This is a genomic window from Dialister micraerophilus (genome assembly GCF_947090205.1).
In the GTDB taxonomy this organism is placed as follows: domain Bacteria; phylum Bacillota; class Negativicutes; order Veillonellales; family Dialisteraceae; genus Dialister; species Dialister micraerophilus.
This window is the reverse complement of sequence record NZ_CAMUNF010000005.1, coordinates 1-18,234: the sequence shown is the minus strand read 5'-3', so window position 1 is coordinate 18,234 and position 18,234 is coordinate 1. Positions and strand designations below refer to the sequence as shown.

The 18,234-nt window shown below is 33.8% G+C and carries 13 protein-coding genes; 12 read left to right on the top strand and 1 reads right to left on the bottom strand.

Going from position 1 to position 18,234, the window contains the following annotated elements; genetic code table 11:
* Nucleotides 1-169: 169 nt before the first annotated feature.
* The 12 genes from P6922_RS03860 to P6922_RS03805 all read left to right on the top strand — a co-directional run bounded on the left by P6922_RS03860 (nt 170) and on the right by P6922_RS03805 (nt 17,538).
* Nucleotides 170-1,399: an MFS transporter gene (locus P6922_RS03860; protein WP_276874479.1), complete on the top strand. Its 1,230-nt coding sequence runs from the start codon at nt 170-172 to the stop codon at nt 1,397-1,399.
* 158 nt (nt 1,400-1,557) lie between these two features.
* Complete coding sequence (locus tag P6922_RS03855) at nt 1,558-3,249, top strand: ABC transporter ATP-binding protein/permease (RefSeq protein ID WP_276874477.1); 1,692 nt, start codon at nt 1,558-1,560, stop codon at nt 3,247-3,249.
* Nucleotides 3,249-3,971: a class I SAM-dependent methyltransferase gene (locus tag P6922_RS03850; RefSeq protein WP_276874475.1), complete on the top strand. Its 723-nt coding sequence runs from the start codon at nt 3,249-3,251 to the stop codon at nt 3,969-3,971. Before P6922_RS03855 ends, P6922_RS03850 begins: the two co-directional genes overlap by 1 nt.
* Nucleotides 3,972-4,029: 58 nt before the next feature.
* Complete coding sequence (gene nadE / locus P6922_RS03845) at nt 4,030-4,821, top strand: NAD(+) synthase (RefSeq protein WP_276874472.1); 792 nt, start codon at nt 4,030-4,032, stop codon at nt 4,819-4,821.
* Nucleotides 4,821-7,238: a heavy metal translocating P-type ATPase gene (locus P6922_RS03840; protein ID WP_276874470.1), complete on the top strand. Its 2,418-nt coding sequence runs from the start codon at nt 4,821-4,823 to the stop codon at nt 7,236-7,238. Before nadE ends, P6922_RS03840 begins: the two co-directional genes overlap by 1 nt.
* A 386-nt stretch (nt 7,239-7,624) precedes the next feature.
* Nucleotides 7,625-8,818, top strand: coding sequence for a YadA C-terminal domain-containing protein (locus P6922_RS03835; RefSeq protein WP_276874467.1), 1,194 nt, complete (start codon nt 7,625-7,627; stop codon nt 8,816-8,818).
* A gap of 146 nt (nt 8,819-8,964) precedes the next feature.
* On the top strand, nt 8,965-10,296 hold the full coding sequence (locus P6922_RS03830) for a C1 family peptidase (protein ID WP_007556139.1): 1,332 nt from the start codon (nt 8,965-8,967) through the stop codon (nt 10,294-10,296).
* Nucleotides 10,297-10,408: 112 nt separating this feature from the next.
* A complete protein-coding gene (gene rlmD, locus P6922_RS03825; protein WP_276874464.1) occupies nt 10,409-11,767 on the top strand; it encodes a 23S rRNA (uracil(1939)-C(5))-methyltransferase RlmD in 1,359 nt (452 codons plus the stop codon).
* A gap of 315 nt (nt 11,768-12,082) precedes the next feature.
* On the top strand, nt 12,083-12,670 hold the full coding sequence (locus P6922_RS03820) for a type IV toxin-antitoxin system AbiEi family antitoxin domain-containing protein (RefSeq protein WP_276874462.1): 588 nt from the start codon (nt 12,083-12,085) through the stop codon (nt 12,668-12,670).
* Nucleotides 12,667-13,503, top strand: a complete 837-nt coding sequence (locus P6922_RS03815; RefSeq protein WP_276874459.1) for a nucleotidyl transferase AbiEii/AbiGii toxin family protein — start codon at nt 12,667-12,669, stop codon at nt 13,501-13,503. Before P6922_RS03820 ends, P6922_RS03815 begins: the two co-directional genes overlap by 4 nt.
* Nucleotides 13,504-13,579: 76 nt before the next feature.
* A complete protein-coding gene (locus P6922_RS03810) occupies nt 13,580-15,646 on the top strand; it encodes an ATP-dependent nuclease (RefSeq protein WP_276874458.1) in 2,067 nt (688 codons plus the stop codon).
* Nucleotides 15,634-17,538, top strand: a complete 1,905-nt coding sequence (locus P6922_RS03805) for a UvrD-helicase domain-containing protein (RefSeq protein WP_276874455.1) — start codon at nt 15,634-15,636, stop codon at nt 17,536-17,538. The genes P6922_RS03810 and P6922_RS03805 overlap by 13 nt, the downstream gene beginning before the upstream one ends.
* 391 nt (nt 17,539-17,929) lie before the next feature.
* Here P6922_RS03805 and P6922_RS03800 read toward each other — a convergent pair whose 3' ends face one another.
* Nucleotides 17,930-18,232, bottom strand: a complete 303-nt coding sequence (locus P6922_RS03800; protein WP_276874452.1) for a plasmid mobilization protein — start codon at nt 18,230-18,232, stop codon at nt 17,930-17,932.
* Nucleotides 18,233-18,234 lie beyond the last annotated feature (2 nt).

Below are 18,234 nucleotides of genomic sequence, written 5' to 3'. Positions count from 1 at the left end.
CATAAATTAAAAATAAAATAGAGAAAAGTGCTAAATAGTGTATGCTTATTTACCTTTTTCAAGCTTTATTGTATAGATAAAATTTATTTTTTATACAAAAGATTTTACAAATAAAAAAAGAAGGTGTATAATCGGTTCTACATTCGAAAAAAGGAGATGCATTTTTAAAATGTCAGAGAGAACACTCTGGAACAAGGATTTTATTCTTGATACGGTTATCAATTTTTTAGTTTATTTGATTTATTATCTGTTGATGGTTATTATTGCAGTCGTTGCAAAAGATCAGCTCAACGCATCAATGGGTGAGGCAGGTCTTGCTTCCGGTATCTTTATTTTGGGTACATTGGTTGCACGTTTGCAATTCGGTAACAATATTGAAATTTACGGACGTAAAAAGACATTGTACGGCGGAATGATTTTCTACCTTATTACAACACTTATGTATTTCTACATTCCCAGTCTTACAATGATGTTTGTAGTTCGTTTCTTGAACGGTCTTGCATACGGTATTACATCCACCGCTACAAATACAATTGTCACTGCATGTATACCGGGTTCCAAGAAGGGTCAGGGCGTAAACTACTACGGTTTGAGTACAAGCTTGGCAGCGGCTGTAGGTCCGTTCCTCGGTATGATATTGTTGCTCGTTGCCGACTTCAGAATGATTATCGGATTCTGCTGCGCATTGATTGTGCTTTGTATGATCGGATGCTTCATGCTCAATATCAGAGAAATTAACCTTACGGAAGAACAACGTCAGGCTATGAAGAAATTTTCCGTTTCAAATTACTTGGAACCGAGAGTATGGGCAATTTCTTTAGTAGGATTTTTGATGGGCTTTTCGTATTCAAGTGTTCTTACCTTCTTGGCATCTTATGCTCGTGAAATAAATCTTGTAGAAGCAAGTACATTGTTCTTCGTATTTTATGCCGGTATTATTACACTTACACGTCCGGCTACAGGAGTGTTGTTTGACAGAAAAGGTGAAAACTCCGTACTTTATCCGTGTTATGTATTCTTGGCTTTGGGAATGTTCCTTCTTGCAATTACTACAAAATCTTGGGAACTTCTTCTTTCCGGTATATTCATCGGATTGGGTTATGGTACATTCATGTCGAACGGTCAAGCTGTATGTATAAAGATTACACCGCCGGCACGTGTCAGCGTTGCACTTTCCACATACTTCGTAGCACTTGACCTCGGTATAGGTGTAGGACCTTACGTACTCGGTTCATTGCACGATATGATGAACTTCTCTCAGCTTTATGAAATTTCAGGTGCGATAGCAATAGCATGCTTGATAATTTACTACATATTCCACGGAAGACGTGCAAAATCACTTGCATACGTTCCGGAAGAAACGAAAGTAACCGTACTCAAAGCGGCTAAAAATCAGTAATTGAAAAAATTGAAAATGAAAAACGATTTACCCGAAGAGAAATATCTTCGGGTTTTTTCATATGCTTTTTGTAAGAATTGTATATGAAATATAAGTAAGAAGCGATATTCTTATGATATAATATGATAATCAGTATCAATTACAACGAAGGAAATATTATGTCTGAAAGAATTAAACTTATAAAAGATTTTTACAAGCAATGGAAAGTACTTGCGATACCGTTTTGGAAAACGAAGGAACGTTACAAAGTAGGAGTTTATCTTTTGATTGCACTTGCGTGCGACTTGATAAATGTATATACAACTGCAAGACTCAGCGATTGGTCACGAGATTTTTTCAATTCACTTCAATCTCGAAACTTGGAAGAGTTTATGACACAGTTGGGAATTTTGTGTATTCTTGCAAGCGTAAGTCTCGTACTTTTTGCAAACCAAAAATTTTTCTGCAGTAAAGCTATACTTATATGGAGACGTTGGCTTTCCGCACATTATGTAAATCGTTGGCTTTCATCTAAATGTTACTATCGTGAAACGGGACTGGGAAATTTGGATAATCCGGATCAACGTATAGCACAGGATTTGCAATTATTTCCTGCACTCACGATAAATATGATATTCGATTTCATAGACTCCATAGGGTCATTGGGAGTGTTCTCGGTAATTTTATGGAAACTTTCAGATCAATATATAATACTCGGATACCATGTACCCGGAAGTCTTTTGTGGATAGCGATAGCATTCGTCATAGTCGGTACGTACTTCACGCACCTTATCGGTAAACCGCTCATAAATCTCGAAAAGCAAAGTCAGAAAATAGAGGCGGACTATCGATACGGACTCATGCGTATACGTGACAATGCAAAGGCAATCGGAGCATACGGCGGAGAACTTTACGAAGAAAAATCACTCTCGGAAAGATTCAAACACGTATACACCGTTTGGATAAATATGTATATAAAACGCAGACATATGAATTATTTCCACTCCGGATACACGCAACTTTCGGCATATGTACCATATATCGTAGCTGCACCGCAATACTTTGCAGGAGCATTTCAAATGGGTGAAATAATGCAGACCGTTCAAGCATTCGGCGGAGTAAGAGTTGCCCTTTCGTGGTTTATATTCAACTATTCATCACTTGCGGAATGGAAAGCTACGGTAGATCGTCTTATACAATTTGAAAATGCGATAAGAAAGAGCGAACGACAGAAGAATTTCATAGTAAAAGAAAGTGACGAAGAAAAACTTCTCTTAAAAGACATCGAATTGATACTTCCGGACGGTAAAAAACTTGCATACATACCGAAACTTGAAATAAATAAAGGTGAACACGTAGCACTTTCCGGCCCGTCAAATGCCGGTAAAAGTACACTTCTTTACACGATAAAAGGACTTTGGGGATACGGAAAAGGTACAATAGAAAAACCGAAAGGGAAAGCGATATTCCTCTCACAAAACCCCTACCTTCCGATAGGAACCATAGCGCAAGTACTTACCTATCCGGATGAAAAATTGAAGCTTCAAGACAAAGATGTACTTCATGCACTCGAAAAAGTGAAACTCGATCATCTCAAAGGGAAAATTCATGAATTCAACAATTGGGAACTCATACTCTCCGGCGGCGAACAGCAAAGACTGGCACTTGCACGTATATGGGTACAAAATCCGGATTGGGTATACATGGACGAATCGCTTTCCGCAACGGATATTGAATGCAGAAATGAAATTTTGAAAAATATTGAAAAAGATTTCCCGAATATTACCATATTTGCAATACATCACGATGAAAAAGTAAATCCTTTCTATGATCGTGAATTGAAATGGGAAGAATTGAATAGGAAAAATTAATGAACGAAGCACAAATTTGGGACGAAAGATATAAAAATTTCACAATTGAAAATGAAAAAGAAAAAAGAAATGAAAACTCCGTATTTTATAAATTTCCCGAAAAAATAAAAAATGCACTTGATATAGGTTGCGGAACGGGCGAAGATTTGAGAAATTTCGCAAAACGGAAAATATACGTCACCGGTTGGGATATTTCCGAAGTCGCAATAAGTATCGCAAAAAAATTTACGGATGAAAAAACCGGAAAATACATAAAGTACGAAATCGGCGATTGGAAAGAACTCGCAAAGAAAACGCCGAATGAAAGCTATGATTTGGTGTACAGCGTAATGGGACCGGACATGGCGAATATTAAATCCGTACGTGAAATGAGCAGAATGTCGAAAAAATACATACGATTGCTGCAATTTCAAGACGGTAAAGCGGACATATTCGAAGCGGTAAACGAATATTTACAAAAAGAAAATATTGAAGGAAAAGAAGAAAACGAAATAATAAAACTTCTGAAAAAATTGAATTACAAGTACGAAACCGAAATTGTGGAAATAAAGGATAAAGTCACACAACCGGCAGAAGTGTGGCTTTCATACATGAAAAACGGAGAAAATACCGAAGAAGAACTCGATGCGGCGAAAAGATTTTTTGAAGAAAAAAGTATAAACGGAAAACTGACGGCGAATATAAAAGCTACATACTTGCAAATCACATGGAAGAAAAATTGAAAAATTGAAATTAAAATAATGTATAATATATTACAGTTTACAAAGTGAGGAGGTAAAAATGTTAACAAATCCTGAGCACACAACCGAAAGAATAACGGGTTGGATAAAAAAGTTTTTTGATGAAAACGGAAAAAAATCATATGCAATTGTCGGAATATCCGGAGGAAAAGACTCCGCAACGGTAGCGGCGTTATGCGTAAAAGCACTCGGAAAAGAACGTGTAATAGGAGTACTTTTGCCGAACGGAGAACAAAAAGACATTGACGATGCAAGAAAAACCGTAAAACTTTTAGATATAAAAAATATCACTTTGAACATAAAAAAAGTAAATGAAAGCATGCGTGAAATGCTTGAAGAAAGCGAAGAAATGAAAAAAATCTCGGGCAGAAACGAATTGACCGAAGATGCAAAAATAAATATCATACCGAGATTACGTATGACCGCACTGTATGCAGTTGCGCAAATGTTTCCGGAAGGCGGAAGAGTGGCAAACACTTGCAATTTATCCGAAGACTATGTAGGATACTCGACCAAATTCGGCGACTCCGCAGGCGACTTCGCACCCATAGCGGGACTTCTCGTGGAAGAAGTGAAGCAAATCGGAAAATGTCTGGAACTTCCCGATGAAATAGTTGAAAAAACTCCAAGTGACGGACTTTCCGGATTAAGTGACGAAGAAAAAATCGGATTTACATACAAAACGTTGGACAAGTACATACTTACGGGAATATGTGAAAACGATGAAACGAAAAAACGCATAGACGGTATGCACAAAGCAAACTTGCACAAACTCAAAAAAATTCCTGCATACGAACCGGATTCATTGGACAGAAAGCTTACGGTGAAATGATGAAAATATATGAAATAACCGGCATGCACTGCAGTGTATGTAAAAATCGTATAGAGAAAAGTGTAAAAGAAATAAAAGGAACTCAAAACGTATCCGTAAATATCCTGACAAACACAATGCAACTTGACGGAAATTACAACGAAAAAGAAGTATTTGAAGTCGTGAAAAATTTAGGATACGGAATAAAAGACAAAAAAGAAAATACAACCGGCGAAAAAAGTACGATGAAAAACCATCGTACTTTAATTTCTATAATACTTCTTATAATTCTCATGATTTTCTCTATGGGAGAAATGATCGGAATACATACTCCGCTGAAAATAAATATTTCCATGCAAGTAATTTTGAGCGGCGTAATACTGATATTGAATAAAAAACTTTTGAAAAGCGGTCTTAAAACGTTTTTGACGTTCTCATTCAATATGGATACACTCATAACACTCGGGACGGGTATCTCATACATTTACAGCCTTATCGTTCTTTTTATGAACTTAGGAAATATAACGCATGAGATATTTCACATGATTTACTTCGAATCGGCTGCGATGATAATTACTTTTGTCGGACTTGGGAAAATGCTCGAAGAACGTACAAAAGGGAAAGTATCGCAAGCATTGAGCGAGCTTATGGAAATCATGCCTGCAAAAGCGAATGTTGTACGAAACGGAAAAGAAACGGAAATAAATGCCGAAGAACTGAAAATCGGAGAAATTTTCATCGTACGGACGGGTGAAAGAGTACCGGCGGACGGAATTGTCGTGGAAGGACGTGCCGTACTGGACGAATCATCACTCACCGGAGAAAGTAGCGGAAACGTAAAAAAACTCGGCGACAAAGTACTGTGTGCAACGGTGAATACACAAGGACACATTACATGCAAAGCGGAAAGTACGGGAGAAGATACGACACTTGCCAAAATAATAAAACTCGTAAACGAAACCGCATCGCAAAAAGCGAGTGTGGCGAAACTTGCGGACAAAATTGCGACAATTTTCGTATTCTCGATAATAATTATTTCAGTATTGACATTCATACTTTGGTACATAATCGGTGAAAACTTCGCATTTGCATGGGAGCGTGCCATAAGCGTACTTGTCATCTCATGCCCCTGTGCATTGGGACTTGCCACACCCGTAGCGATAATGGCCGGTAGCGGAAAAGCATTGAAAAAAGGAATACTCTTCAAGAACTCGAAAGCGCTCCAAGAAGCCGGAAAATGCGACACGATAATATTCGACAAAACCGGCACCGTAACAAAAGGAAAACTCGAAGTTGGAGAAATATACGCCTATGAAACGGACGAAAAAGAATTTCTTGAAAAAATATATTCAATAGAAAAGAAAAGCATACATCCGACAGCAAAAGCGATATGCGAATATGCGAAAGTGAAAAACACTCAAACGAGAGAGGTTGAAAATTTCGAAGAAATAATCGGCAGCGGAACAAAAGGCACGATAAACGGAAAACAAATAACTACAGGAAAACTCTCATTTGTAGAAAAATACGCAAAAATACCTGAAGAAGAAAAACGGAAAGCAAATGAAAAAGCAAGAGAAAACATCGTGGTATACGTATCCGAAAACGGTAAATACATCGGATTTGTAATACTGTCCGATGAAATAAAAGAAAACGCAAAAGAAACAATCGAGCAACTTCAAAAAGACGGCAAAGAAATAATATTGCTGAGCGGAGATAAAAAAGAAACGGTAGAAAACATTGCAAAAAAACTCGGCATAAAAAAATACGGAAGCGAACTCCTTCCGCATGAAAAAGCCGAAAAAATAAAAGAAATTTCAAAAAATCATAAAACTATAATGATCGGTGACGGTACAAACGATGCAGTTGCACTCATGAGCGCACATGTAGGTATCGCAATAGGAAAAGGCACCGATGTGGCGATAGAATCTGCAGACATAGTTTTGATGAAAGAAAATCTCGAAAGCATTTGTGAAACCGTAAAAATTTCCAAAGACACACTCAAAACCATACACGAAAATTTATTCTTCGCATTTGCCTACAATATAATACTGATACCCATAGCCGGAGGAATACTTGCACCGATCGGAATATACATAAATCCAATGTGGGCATCACTTGCAATGTCGCTCTCAGGTACGAGCGTGGTACTTAATGCACTGCGTCTGTACAAATCTGAAAAAGAAACGAAAATCAAAAAACGAAAAATAAAAAGAAAAGAGGAAAACAAAATGCAAAAAACAATAAAAATCGAAGGAATGATGTGTTCACATTGTGAAAATACAATAAAAAAAGCACTTGAAAATTTGGATGGAGTGGAAAACGCAAACGTAAATCATGAAAGTGGAACCGCAACTGTAAAACTCACAAAAGAAGTCTCGGACGAAACACTTAAAACGACAATAGAAAACAAAGATTACAAAGTAATTGAGATAAAATAAATTTAAGAAATTGCAAAAAGCGGAAAAATAAAAATAAAAATAAAAAACATTCAATACATGCTTTATATAATATGTATTAAATTAAACGGAAAGTATATATAAACAAAATGTTATAAAACTAAAAAGAGATAAAAATATGTACCGAAAGTATCGACAATCTCGAACTCTTATGTTATATTTTAAATCGTAATTCATACATAATTCTTAAAATGTTTTAAAATTACAAGCAATAAATGATAAAGACAAATATAGATATACAGTAGATGTAATCTGCGATAAAGTTTGCACGAAAATGAAAACTTGAATTTGTCTATGTTTTTTGTAAAAGAGAATATTGTATATAGAATTCATCTTTTGCAGAGTATAACAAAAACTTGGAGGATAACATGAGAAAAATTATATTGACCGGAGCTGTATTGGCAATGTTGACAAGCGCCGCACCTATGGTACACGCACAGATTGATCCGGATGTACAGGCGGAATTGAATAAGAAAGTAAATCAACAAGATTACAATGATAAAATAAAAGAGTTGGAAGGTAAAGTAGACAAGGCAAATGGTCTTGACAAAAAAATTGATAATATTGGAGATTCATTTAATCAGTATCAGACTCAAAATAATGAAAAAGTAGATAAAAAACTTGATAAAGATAAGTTGCAAGGCGAATTGACTAAACAAAGACAGTCTATTCTTGGTGATGTTGATGGTAAAATTAAGCAAGCAAAGGATGAGTTGGAAGGTAAAATCAATGAAAACAAAAAACTCATACAAGGAGATGACGGAAACGGCGGATTGAAAGGTGATATTAAAAAACTTCAAGATGCTATAGGAAAAGATCATAAAGAAGGGTTAAGAAAAGAGATTTATGATGTAACTAAGGATAGTCAAACAAATAAATTAGTTTCTAAAAATAATAAAGACATTTTAGAGGGAGTTGACGGAAAAGGCGGATTGAAAAAGGATTTCGAAGATTTAAAGAAGGTTGTCGGAAAAGATGCAACTGAAGGACTTCAACAAGCCGTGAAAGAAAATGCAAATAATATTACTCAAGCGGATACTAAAGCGGAATCTGCAAAAGATGAATCGGCGGCAGCCAGTCGATTGGCGTTGGAAGTAAAACAAAAGATAGATGCGATGGCAAATGGACAGAACGATGTGAAGAAAGACATCGCCGAACTCGGCGGACGTATCAATGTGACCGGTGCAATGTCTGCAGCACTTGCAGGACTCAAACCTCTGCAATACGACCCTATGGCACCCACACAAGTAATGGGATCTGCATCCACATACGAAGGTCAGCAGGCATACGCACTCGGCTTGGCACACTTCACATCGGAAAACCTCATGGTACATGGTGGCGTATCATTCACAAACTCACACAAGTACATGGCAAATGTCGGAGTAACATACAAATTCGGACACTCTGCAGAAAAGAGCATGATACCGATGCGCTATCAGGCAGGACCTATTTCCTCAATCTACATAATGCAGAAAGAAAACGAAATGATGAGAGAAAAAATGGCGCAGCAAGAAGAAAGAATTGCACAACTCGAAGAAATGATTATGAACATGAAAAAATAAATATTTCAAAAAAAGTCGACCCGCAAAGTCGGCTTTTTTCTGTGGTATCTCACATGTTTTTATTAAAATAAAATTCATAGTTGATACTTGTTATCAATACGATTATTATAATAGTGAAACGGAATTTGAAATGAAAGAGGGAAAATATGAAAATAAGTAAAGAATTTTTGGAAAAAAGCAGAAAAAATTTCTCCTCCGACAGAGGAAATCTTATCGCACAGAGAGCGTCTGTAAATAACGGTATTATGAAAGCCGCTTTCAATCGTTTCGAAGACGATACGAACAGACATACTTTCAATATAGAACTTAAAGAAAAAGACATCAGAAATCAAAAGAGATCCGGAAGATGCTGGATGTTTGCAGCTCTCAACGTAATGGAATACGAACTTTGCAAAAAATACAATTTGAAAAGCTTTGAACTCTCAAAAAGTTACACACTTTTTTATGATAAACTCGAAAGATGTAATTATTTCCTTGAATCCGTAATCAAAACCGTAGAAGAAGATTTGGACGGAAGACTTGTAGCGCATATATTGACCGATCCGATGGGAGACGGCGGACAATGGGACATGATTAAAAATATTATCAACAAGTACGGACTCGTACCTGCATATGCCATGCCGGAAAGTGAAAACTCCTCCTGTACATCCGCATTGAACGACTACCTGACAAAAGTTTTGAGAATGTATGCAAGAGATTTGAGAAACTCTTATGAAAAGGATAAGGATTTGAAGAAACTCGACAAAAAAGTCGAAGAATTTATGACGAATATTTACAATATTCTTTCCGTTTCACTCGGTACACCGCCGACAGTTATAGATTTCGAAGCAAGAGATGAAAAGAAAAAATTCATTTCATACAAAAATATCACACCTCAAGAGTTCGTGAAAAAACATATCGGACTCAATCTTGACGATTATATTTCATTAATCAATGCACCGACAAAAGACAAACCGTACTACAAGTCATACACTGTGGACTTTTTGGGAAATGTTACCGAATTGGACCATGTAAAATATGTCAATGTGCCGATTGACGTAATGAAAAAAGCGGTAATCGACCAATTGAAAGACGGTCATCCCGTATGGTTCGGCTGCGATGTAATACAATTTTTCGATAGAGCCGGATCAAGACTCGACTTGGAAAGCGTAAAAATATTTGATTTGTTCAACGTAAAATATGATTTATCCAAAGCCGAAAGACTCGACTACAAAGAATCACTCATGACACACGCAATGGTATTCGTAGGTGCAGATGTAGACGAAAAAACCGGAAAAGTAAACAGATTTAAAGTAGAAAACTCATGGGGAAAAGACTCCGGCAGCAGAGGCTACTTGGTAATGAGCGATGCATGGTTCGATGAATACATGTATCAGGCACTTATCAACAAAAAATATCTCTCAAAAGAAGTTGTGGAAGCATACGAAAAAGAACCCATACATCTGAAACCCTGGGATCCGATGGGTTCACTCGCATAAAATATTAAAAACAAATACAAAAAGCCGACTCTATGAATGTCGGCTTTTTTCGTGCAATTTTGTGTATTCTCCATGATATAATGTTAAATATAAAATTAAAGGAGTGTTTTGTGTGGAAAACGTGAAATTACATGAAATTTATGAGGTTTTTGTACGTGATTTGGGAGTGCATGGAGAAGGAATAGGAAACGTGAACGGATTTACGGTATTCGTAAAAGGTGCATTGCCCGATGAAATTGTAAAAGCTGAAATTACGCTTGTGAAAAAAACTTACGCACTCGGCAAATTGATTTCGATTGTAAAAAAATCTCCCGATCGTATCAAATCGCACTGCATACCGGACGTGACTTGCGGAGCGTGCCAAATACCCGAATTGTCGTATGAAGGACAATTGAAATTTAAACTTAATCGTGTAAAATCGGTTATTTCACGTATCGGAAAACAAGATGAAAACAAAGTGCTTCCGGTAGTGTCGGCAACGCATATCGTAGGATATCGCAATAAAATGTCCATACCGATAGGAACTCAAAACGGAAAAGCGGTATCGGGTTACTACAAAAGCGGAACACATGAAATAATTCCTTCCACCGACTGCATGATACAGAATGAAACAAACAATAAACTTGCAAAATTTGCACAAGATTTCATAAATAAAAACAAAATTACCGTATACAATGAAAAAACACACAAGGGCAGTATGCGACACATCGTGGGACGCATAGGCGACGACGGAAAACTTATGGCTGTAATCGTGACTTCCACAAACGAACTTCCTTGCAAAGAAAAATGGATAGAAGAAATGAGAAAGAGCGTTCCCGAAGTTATTTCCATTTACCATAACGTACAAGATAAAAAAACGAATGTCATACTAGGAAATAAAATGGAACACATATGGGGAGAAAAAACACTTAAAGCGTCCATCGGAAAACTGACATTTGAAATCTCACCGTACTCATTCTTCCAAGTAAATAAAGAACAAGCCGAAAAACTCTACGAAAAAGCACTCGACTTTGCAAACCTTTCCGGAAATGAAACGGTAATAGACGCATACTGCGGAACGGGAACCATTTCATTGTACTTGGCACAAAAAGCAAAACACGTAATAGGAATAGAAATAATAAAAGACGCAATAGAAAACGCAAAAGAAAATGCGAAAAGAAACAAAATAAAAAACGTAGAATTTCACGCGGCAGACGTAGCGAAATACCTGCCCGAACTGGCAAAAAAAGGTATAAAAGCGGAAGTCGTGGTATTGGACCCCGTACGTGCCGGCTGTGACGAAAAAGTAATAGAAGCAATCGGGAAAATAAATCCTGAACGAATAGTATACGTATCCTGCAACGTGGCAACACAAGCAAGAGACATAGAAAGACTGTCCAAAAAAGGCTACAAATTAATAAAAATACAACCGATAGACATGTTCCCCCAAACCACCCACGTAGAAACGGTAGCGTTGATACAAAAGAAGTAAACTTAGGAATCCTGCATTTTAAGCAGTTCTACAAGCATTTTGTCTTTGAAAAAGATGAAGAAGGATACGTCAAAAAGACTTAAAAAACTATATGGATGTAAGAGTAGTTTTGAGACTGGTATGAGAAAACACAAAAAATATAATTAACTCATTTTGTACTTTCTACAAGAGTAGCTTAAAAAGCTGCTCTTTTTTTACTGAAGGGAGTAAGGATTCGTTACATCCTTTTTCAAAAAATAAAAAACAATCACAAGCCAATTTTACATATTCGCTTTTATAACATATAATAAAAGCGTAAACGATAGGAGGCAGACTATGAATACACTTAAAGAATATATACAAGAAAATTTAGTAATCACCAACAAAGAAGCAGAAGAGCTTGGATATAGTAGATATAATTTATCAGAATTAACAAAGAGCGGACAATTAGAAAGATTAAGACCGGGACTATATCAATTAAAAGGAAAAGTAATAGACGATTTTGTTTTAATATCATCTAATAGCAATCGAATTATATTTTCCCATCAAACAGCCCTATACCTCCATGACCTATCAGATAGGACCCCAAATTTATTTCATATATCTGTGCCTCAAGGCTATAATGCAAGCCATATCAAAAAGAGATATGAGGATCTACAAGTTCACTATGTAAAAAAAGATTTATACGAACTAGGAAAGACAGAAATAAAATCACCCCAAGGCAATCTTATCCCAGTTTATGATATTGAAAGAACAATATGCGATATCATAATCGACAGAGAAAAAATAGATAAGCAAATTTTTACAGAAGGCATAAAAAGATACTTTAAATCACCAAATAAAAATCTAAGACGAATAATAAAATACAGCAGACTATTTAAAATAGAAGATGAAATTAGAAAATACATGGAGGTATTATCGTGATTAATATCGAGAGTATAAAGGGCAAAATAAGAAATTTGGCAGAGAAGAAAAATCTAAAGTCGCAAGAAATTCTGCAAATATATTTCTTTGAAAGATTTTTAGATAGACTGTCTAAATCACAATACAAAAATAATTTTGTAATAAAGGGAGGATTTCTAATATCATCTTTAATCGGGATCGAAAATAGAACAACTATGGATATGGACACAACCATTAAAGGCATAGCTCTAAAAGAAGAAAGAATAAAAGAAATAGTTCAAGAAATTATTAATATCAGTGTTGACGATGGAATAAAATTTGAAATAAAAGACATCTCCTATATTAGAGAAGAAGATGAGTACGAGAACTTTAGAGTTTCACTAATAGCAAATGTTGGGAAAACTAAAAACTCTATGAAACTTGACCTAACAACAGGAGACGCAATAACACCAAGGGAAATAGAATACACCTATCCATGTATCTTTAGCAAAGAAGCTATAAAAATAATGGCATATCCGGTAGAAACAATATTAGCAGAAAAATACGAAACCATAATCAGAAGAAATATAACAACAACACGAATGAGAGACTTCTACGACCTATATACCCTCTACAAACTAAAAAAAGACCAGATAAACTATGAGATTTTAAAAGAAGCAATACAAAGAACCTCAAACAGAAGAGGAAGTCAGGAGATAATGCAAGACTATAAGGAAATAATCGATGACATAAAAGGAGATTCATACCTAAGATCCTTGTGGGAAGTATATCTTAATGAAAATAAGTATATTGGAAATCTGACCTTTGATAAAGTTGTTGATGTAGTGAGAATCGTCTCGAAAACAACAAGTTGATGTAAGTAGACAAAGGATTTTAGGAAAATAAATATAAAAGAAAAGTTTGATGTAGAAGGTAAAAAGGAGTATTAAAATGATTTTAAAAAAGATGAAAGTCAAAAACTTTAGATTATTAAAAAATTTTGAGTTAAATTTTAAAGATGAATTGTCGCTAGTTATAGGTAAAAATAATTGTGGAAAAACATCATCCATTATTGTTTTAGATAAAATGCTAAATTCATCTAAATTATTTTGGGAAGATATAAATTTAGAATGTCAGAAAGATCTTTATAAAAAAATAATTGGGTTTGATATAACAAAGCTGGATGAAGTTCAATTATTAGAAACTATTAATATGCAATTATTTATTGAGTATAATGATAATGATTCATATGAGAATATTCAAAAATTCATGATGGACTTAAATCCAGATAATAACATAATAGTTTTAGAATTTATTTCGTTAATAGCTGCAAAAAAAATTATAGAATTAAAAAACATTATGAGTGAAAAAAATATTGAAGATTTTAAATCATTTTCCAAATTTATGAGTAAGAATTTTGGAAACTTCTTTGAAACGAAAAAATATTCAAGAGGGTTTGATGTTGAAGCAAACAAAATAACGCAAGATAGATCAGAAGAAATTGATAATAAAGATATTCAAAAAGTCATTAAAGTGGCAGGAATAAGAGCTGATCGAGCGGTTTCTAATGATGATCGTAATCATGTTTTATCAAGTTTAACTGGTAAATATTTCAGTTCTTATAAAGCTGCAAAAGATGAAAGTGAATCGGTATTTACAAGACTTGAAGAAAAATTGGAGGAAGCCGATAAAGAATTATACAAGATTTACAATGGAGAAAAAAGTGAAGCTGGAGAACCTATTGATGGTATTTTTAGTGATGTTATAGATGTTATTAAAACTTATGGTGGCGCAGAAAATGGAATTGATATAGCAATAGAGTCATCTATTTCAGAGAAAAATTTATTGTCAGATAATACAAACTTAAGTTATAGACAAGGGGGAGATTGTTCGCTTCCAGAAACATATAATGGGTTGGGGTATTTGAATTTAATTGGTATTTTATTTGAGATTGAAACCAATATACAGGAATTGTTTGAACAACCAGCAGATATAAATCTTTTATATATTGAAGAACCTGAAGCACATACACACCCTCAGTTACAGTATATATTTATAAGGAATATTAAATCTCATATCAAAGCACATAGAAATAAGTTGTTGAAAGAAAAGAATAAGCAGTTGCAGATTTTAATTACTTCGCATTCATCACATATAGTTTCTGAATGTAACTTTGATGACATTATATATTTGAAGAAAAACGGAAATACGGTTATAGCTAAGAGTTTTAATTCTTTAAAAGAAGAGTATGGCGGAGATGAACAGAAAGGATTTAAGTTTGTAAAACAATATCTTACAATGAATAGAAGTGAACTTTTCTTTACTGATAAAGCTATTTGTATAGAAGGAGATACTGAACGAATTTTAATGCCAATGATGATGCATAAGATTGATAATAAAGAAAAGCCAAAAGCAGATCTTATACCACTATTATCACAGAATATTTCTATAATAGAAGTTGGAGCGCATTCACATATCTTTATTCCATTATTTGAGTTTTTAGGTATTAAGGTTTTAATAATCACAGATATAGATGCCGCTACTAAAAATAACAATGGGAGATATGTAAAATCACACCCTCAGGAAGCAAAGTATACAAGCAACGCTTCCATAAAAGATTTTTTCAAAGATACTTGTCTTGATGAGTCAAATAATGAATTTGAGGAACTTTTAAAAAAAACACCTGAGGATAAAATTAAAAATAATATAAGAATAGCTTATCAAATACCGGAAACTGATGGTGAGTACCAAGCAAGTAGTTTTGAAGATGCATTTATAGCGTTAAATAAAGCCTTTATATTAAAGAATAAAGAGGGGCTTTGTGAGTACGGAGCTTTAAAAGATTTTTCGAATGATGAAATAGAAAATGGTGATTATTATAATTTTGCTTTAAATAATGTAAAAAAGAAATCGGCATTTGCATCAAGCTTATTGTATTTTGATGATGAGAATGGAGAAGAAGATGAAAAATGGGTAGTTCCACATTATATTGAGGAGGGCTTATTATGGATACGCTAACATTGGAAAAAGAAGTATTAGAAGCTCTTAAATGTATAAAAAATGGTGAAAATTTTATTTTAGAAGGTGGAGCAGGAAGTGGAAAAACATACTCCTTAATTTCCTTAATAAAGGCACTCACAGAGGAATTTCCAGATATTAAGATAGTATGCATTACATATACAAATAATGCAGTTGCCGAAATTTTATCAAGAATAGAAAATGAGAATATTTGGGTTTCAACAATACATGAGTTTATATGGGCTCTTATCAGAAAATATCAGAATGAAATAAAAAATATTTTAGTTGAGCTTATTAACGATGATAATGAAAAGAACTTTAAAAAGCCAAAAGATTTTTCTGAGGATTTAATTTCTGAAGAATATTTCGAAAATCTTTATGTTGATTATGACGAGTATTATTCTGTAACGCCAAATGATGAAAATATAGTGAAAATCAGCCATGATCACATTTTGATTGTTGCAGAGAAAATGTTTGGGAAATATAAAAAAATAGCGGACATTTTAAAGGATATTGCAGATTGTATTTTTGTTGATGAATATCAGGATACAAGTCCTTTAGTTGCTGATATTTTACTAAAGCATCTTGAGCAAAGCAATAAGAAAAATGTGATTGGTTTTTTTGGAGATTCAATGCAGTCTATATATGACGACGGAGTTGGTAATTTAAATCAATATAATTTAACTAAAATAGTAAAGACGCAAAACCGAAGAAATCCAAGAGTTGTAATCGAAGTAGCCAATAAGTTTAGAGATGATGATATTGAGCAAAGACCTTCAGAAGATATAAACGCACCTAATATGGAGAATGGTACTATTAGAGAAGGTAGTATTAAATTTTTATATGGAACTGGAACAAATGATTTTATAAGTGTAAAGGGGAAGAATATTTTTGAATCTTGGGATTTTTCTGATGGAAAACAAACAAAAGAGTTAAGGTTAACACATAAATATAATGCTGGAATGGCGGGATTTAAAGACTTATATAATCTATATAATGCTGATCTAATAATTACGCTTATAAGCAAGATAAAGAAAAAAATTGGTAAGGGAAATTTAGATAGCGAAAAGGCCTTGGGAGAACTGGCGTTAGAAGTAGAACCGACATTTAAGAAATTAGATTTGCTGGAACAAATTAACGGGAATGAAATTTATCAGTCAATATACAGTGTTTTAGAAGATATGTCATGGGAAGAAGCTTACGAAAAATGTAGAATTACTAAGGAATCACTTATGTCATATAAATTAAATGGGATGAATGGTAGATATGAAGCTAATTCTTATAGAGATAGGATTTTACGCAGGTTAGATATATTAGAGGAGATTATTGAATTATATGAGGCTAATAAATTTAATGATTTTCTACGAATAACAAAATTTTCTATTCATAATAGAAATGATAAGATTTGTCTTAAGCAAGCAATTGGTTATCTTGTAAGTGAAGATAATCAAACGATAGAAAATGTTTTAAAATTTGCGGAAGTAAAAGGGTTACTCAAAGAAGATGAATTATTTAGCGATTATATTTTAAATAAAGGGTTTTATTTATGGGAGAGAATAAAAAAGATAACATTTAATCAATATAGAAAAAGTGTTTCATATTTAAAAGAATTTTCACCAATTTGTACTCAACATAGTGTTAAGGGTAGCGAATATGACAATGTACTTATTGTATTAGAGTCTGATTGGAATAAATACGATTTTAATACTTTATTTGGGAAAGGATCTCTGAACTCTAATGTTCAGAAACGCACAAAAAGATTATTTTATGTATGCATAACTAGAGCAAAAAAGAATTTAATAATATATATGCCTACTGATGATCCTGACGTATTAGAAAAAGCTAAAGAGTATTTTGGAGAAGAAAATGTTATAGATATCTCTTCGATTTAATTGAAAATCAGGTACTATTTCTACTTATGTTTTATGCTGATTTTTAATATTATTCCATAGAATAAAAAAATATAATTACTACTTTTATTTTAAGAATACTCTTGAATAGGGGTATTCTTTTTTATTGTATTTACTTAGAATATTATATGTAAGTTTGGAAGGTTATTTTTTAAATTTGATAGATTGATTTGAAAAATAAAAACATAATCATATTCGTTAAAATACTATTTGATGTATCTAGTTTTTATTAAAAATGTAATATTGTTCGTCTGATATTTAATGACTTATAGTAGGTATTAGATTTTATATGATTTGAAGACCAATAATACTTAAATTTTGATATGTCTAACAAGATTTATTTTGATTTATTAAGAAGTAGGGAATGGATCTGCTATATTTCTTTTGATAATTTTTCTATCTGTTTATTCATTGATTCGATTTCATTTTTGTAAATAATTCCAGTTGTATTAGTAGCTTTTGCAATCTGCTCTATGTTAGTTGCATTTGAAAGTAGCCATTGTAGGTTTCTAAATGGTTCTAAATCTACTACATAAATTTCTTTTTCCAATACACATTTCCTAAGAAAGTGGGACATAGTTTTGCAATTTGCAAGTTTCATTTTCTTTTCAAAAACTTCTTTCTCTTCCTTAGTTAATTTTATTTCTATTCTTTCATTTCTAAATCTATTTGCCATTT

What these genes read in the sequence shown, in the direction of transcription:
- P6922_RS03820 (WP_276874462.1), top strand. Translation starts at nt 12,083, where the DNA reads ATGAATACACTTAAAGAATATATACAAGAAAATTTAGTAATCACCAAC.
- P6922_RS03860 (WP_276874479.1), top strand. Translation starts at nt 170, where the DNA reads ATGTCAGAGAGAACACTCTGGAACAAGGATTTTATTCTTGATACGGTT.
- P6922_RS03835 (WP_276874467.1), top strand. Translation starts at nt 7,625, where the DNA reads ATGAGAAAAATTATATTGACCGGAGCTGTATTGGCAATGTTGACAAGC.
- nadE (WP_276874472.1), top strand. Translation starts at nt 4,030, where the DNA reads ATGTTAACAAATCCTGAGCACACAACCGAAAGAATAACGGGTTGGATA.
- P6922_RS03830 (WP_007556139.1), top strand. Translation starts at nt 8,965, where the DNA reads ATGAAAATAAGTAAAGAATTTTTGGAAAAAAGCAGAAAAAATTTCTCC.
- P6922_RS03840 (WP_276874470.1), top strand. Translation starts at nt 4,821, where the DNA reads ATGAAAATATATGAAATAACCGGCATGCACTGCAGTGTATGTAAAAAT.
- P6922_RS03805 (WP_276874455.1), top strand. Translation starts at nt 15,634, where the DNA reads ATGGATACGCTAACATTGGAAAAAGAAGTATTAGAAGCTCTTAAATGT.
- P6922_RS03810 (WP_276874458.1), top strand. Translation starts at nt 13,580, where the DNA reads ATGATTTTAAAAAAGATGAAAGTCAAAAACTTTAGATTATTAAAAAAT.
- P6922_RS03855 (WP_276874477.1), top strand. Translation starts at nt 1,558, where the DNA reads ATGTCTGAAAGAATTAAACTTATAAAAGATTTTTACAAGCAATGGAAA.
- P6922_RS03850 (WP_276874475.1), top strand. Translation starts at nt 3,249, where the DNA reads ATGAACGAAGCACAAATTTGGGACGAAAGATATAAAAATTTCACAATT.
- P6922_RS03800 (WP_276874452.1), bottom strand. Translation starts at nt 18,232, where the DNA reads ATGGCAAATAGATTTAGAAATGAAAGAATAGAAATAAAATTAACTAAG.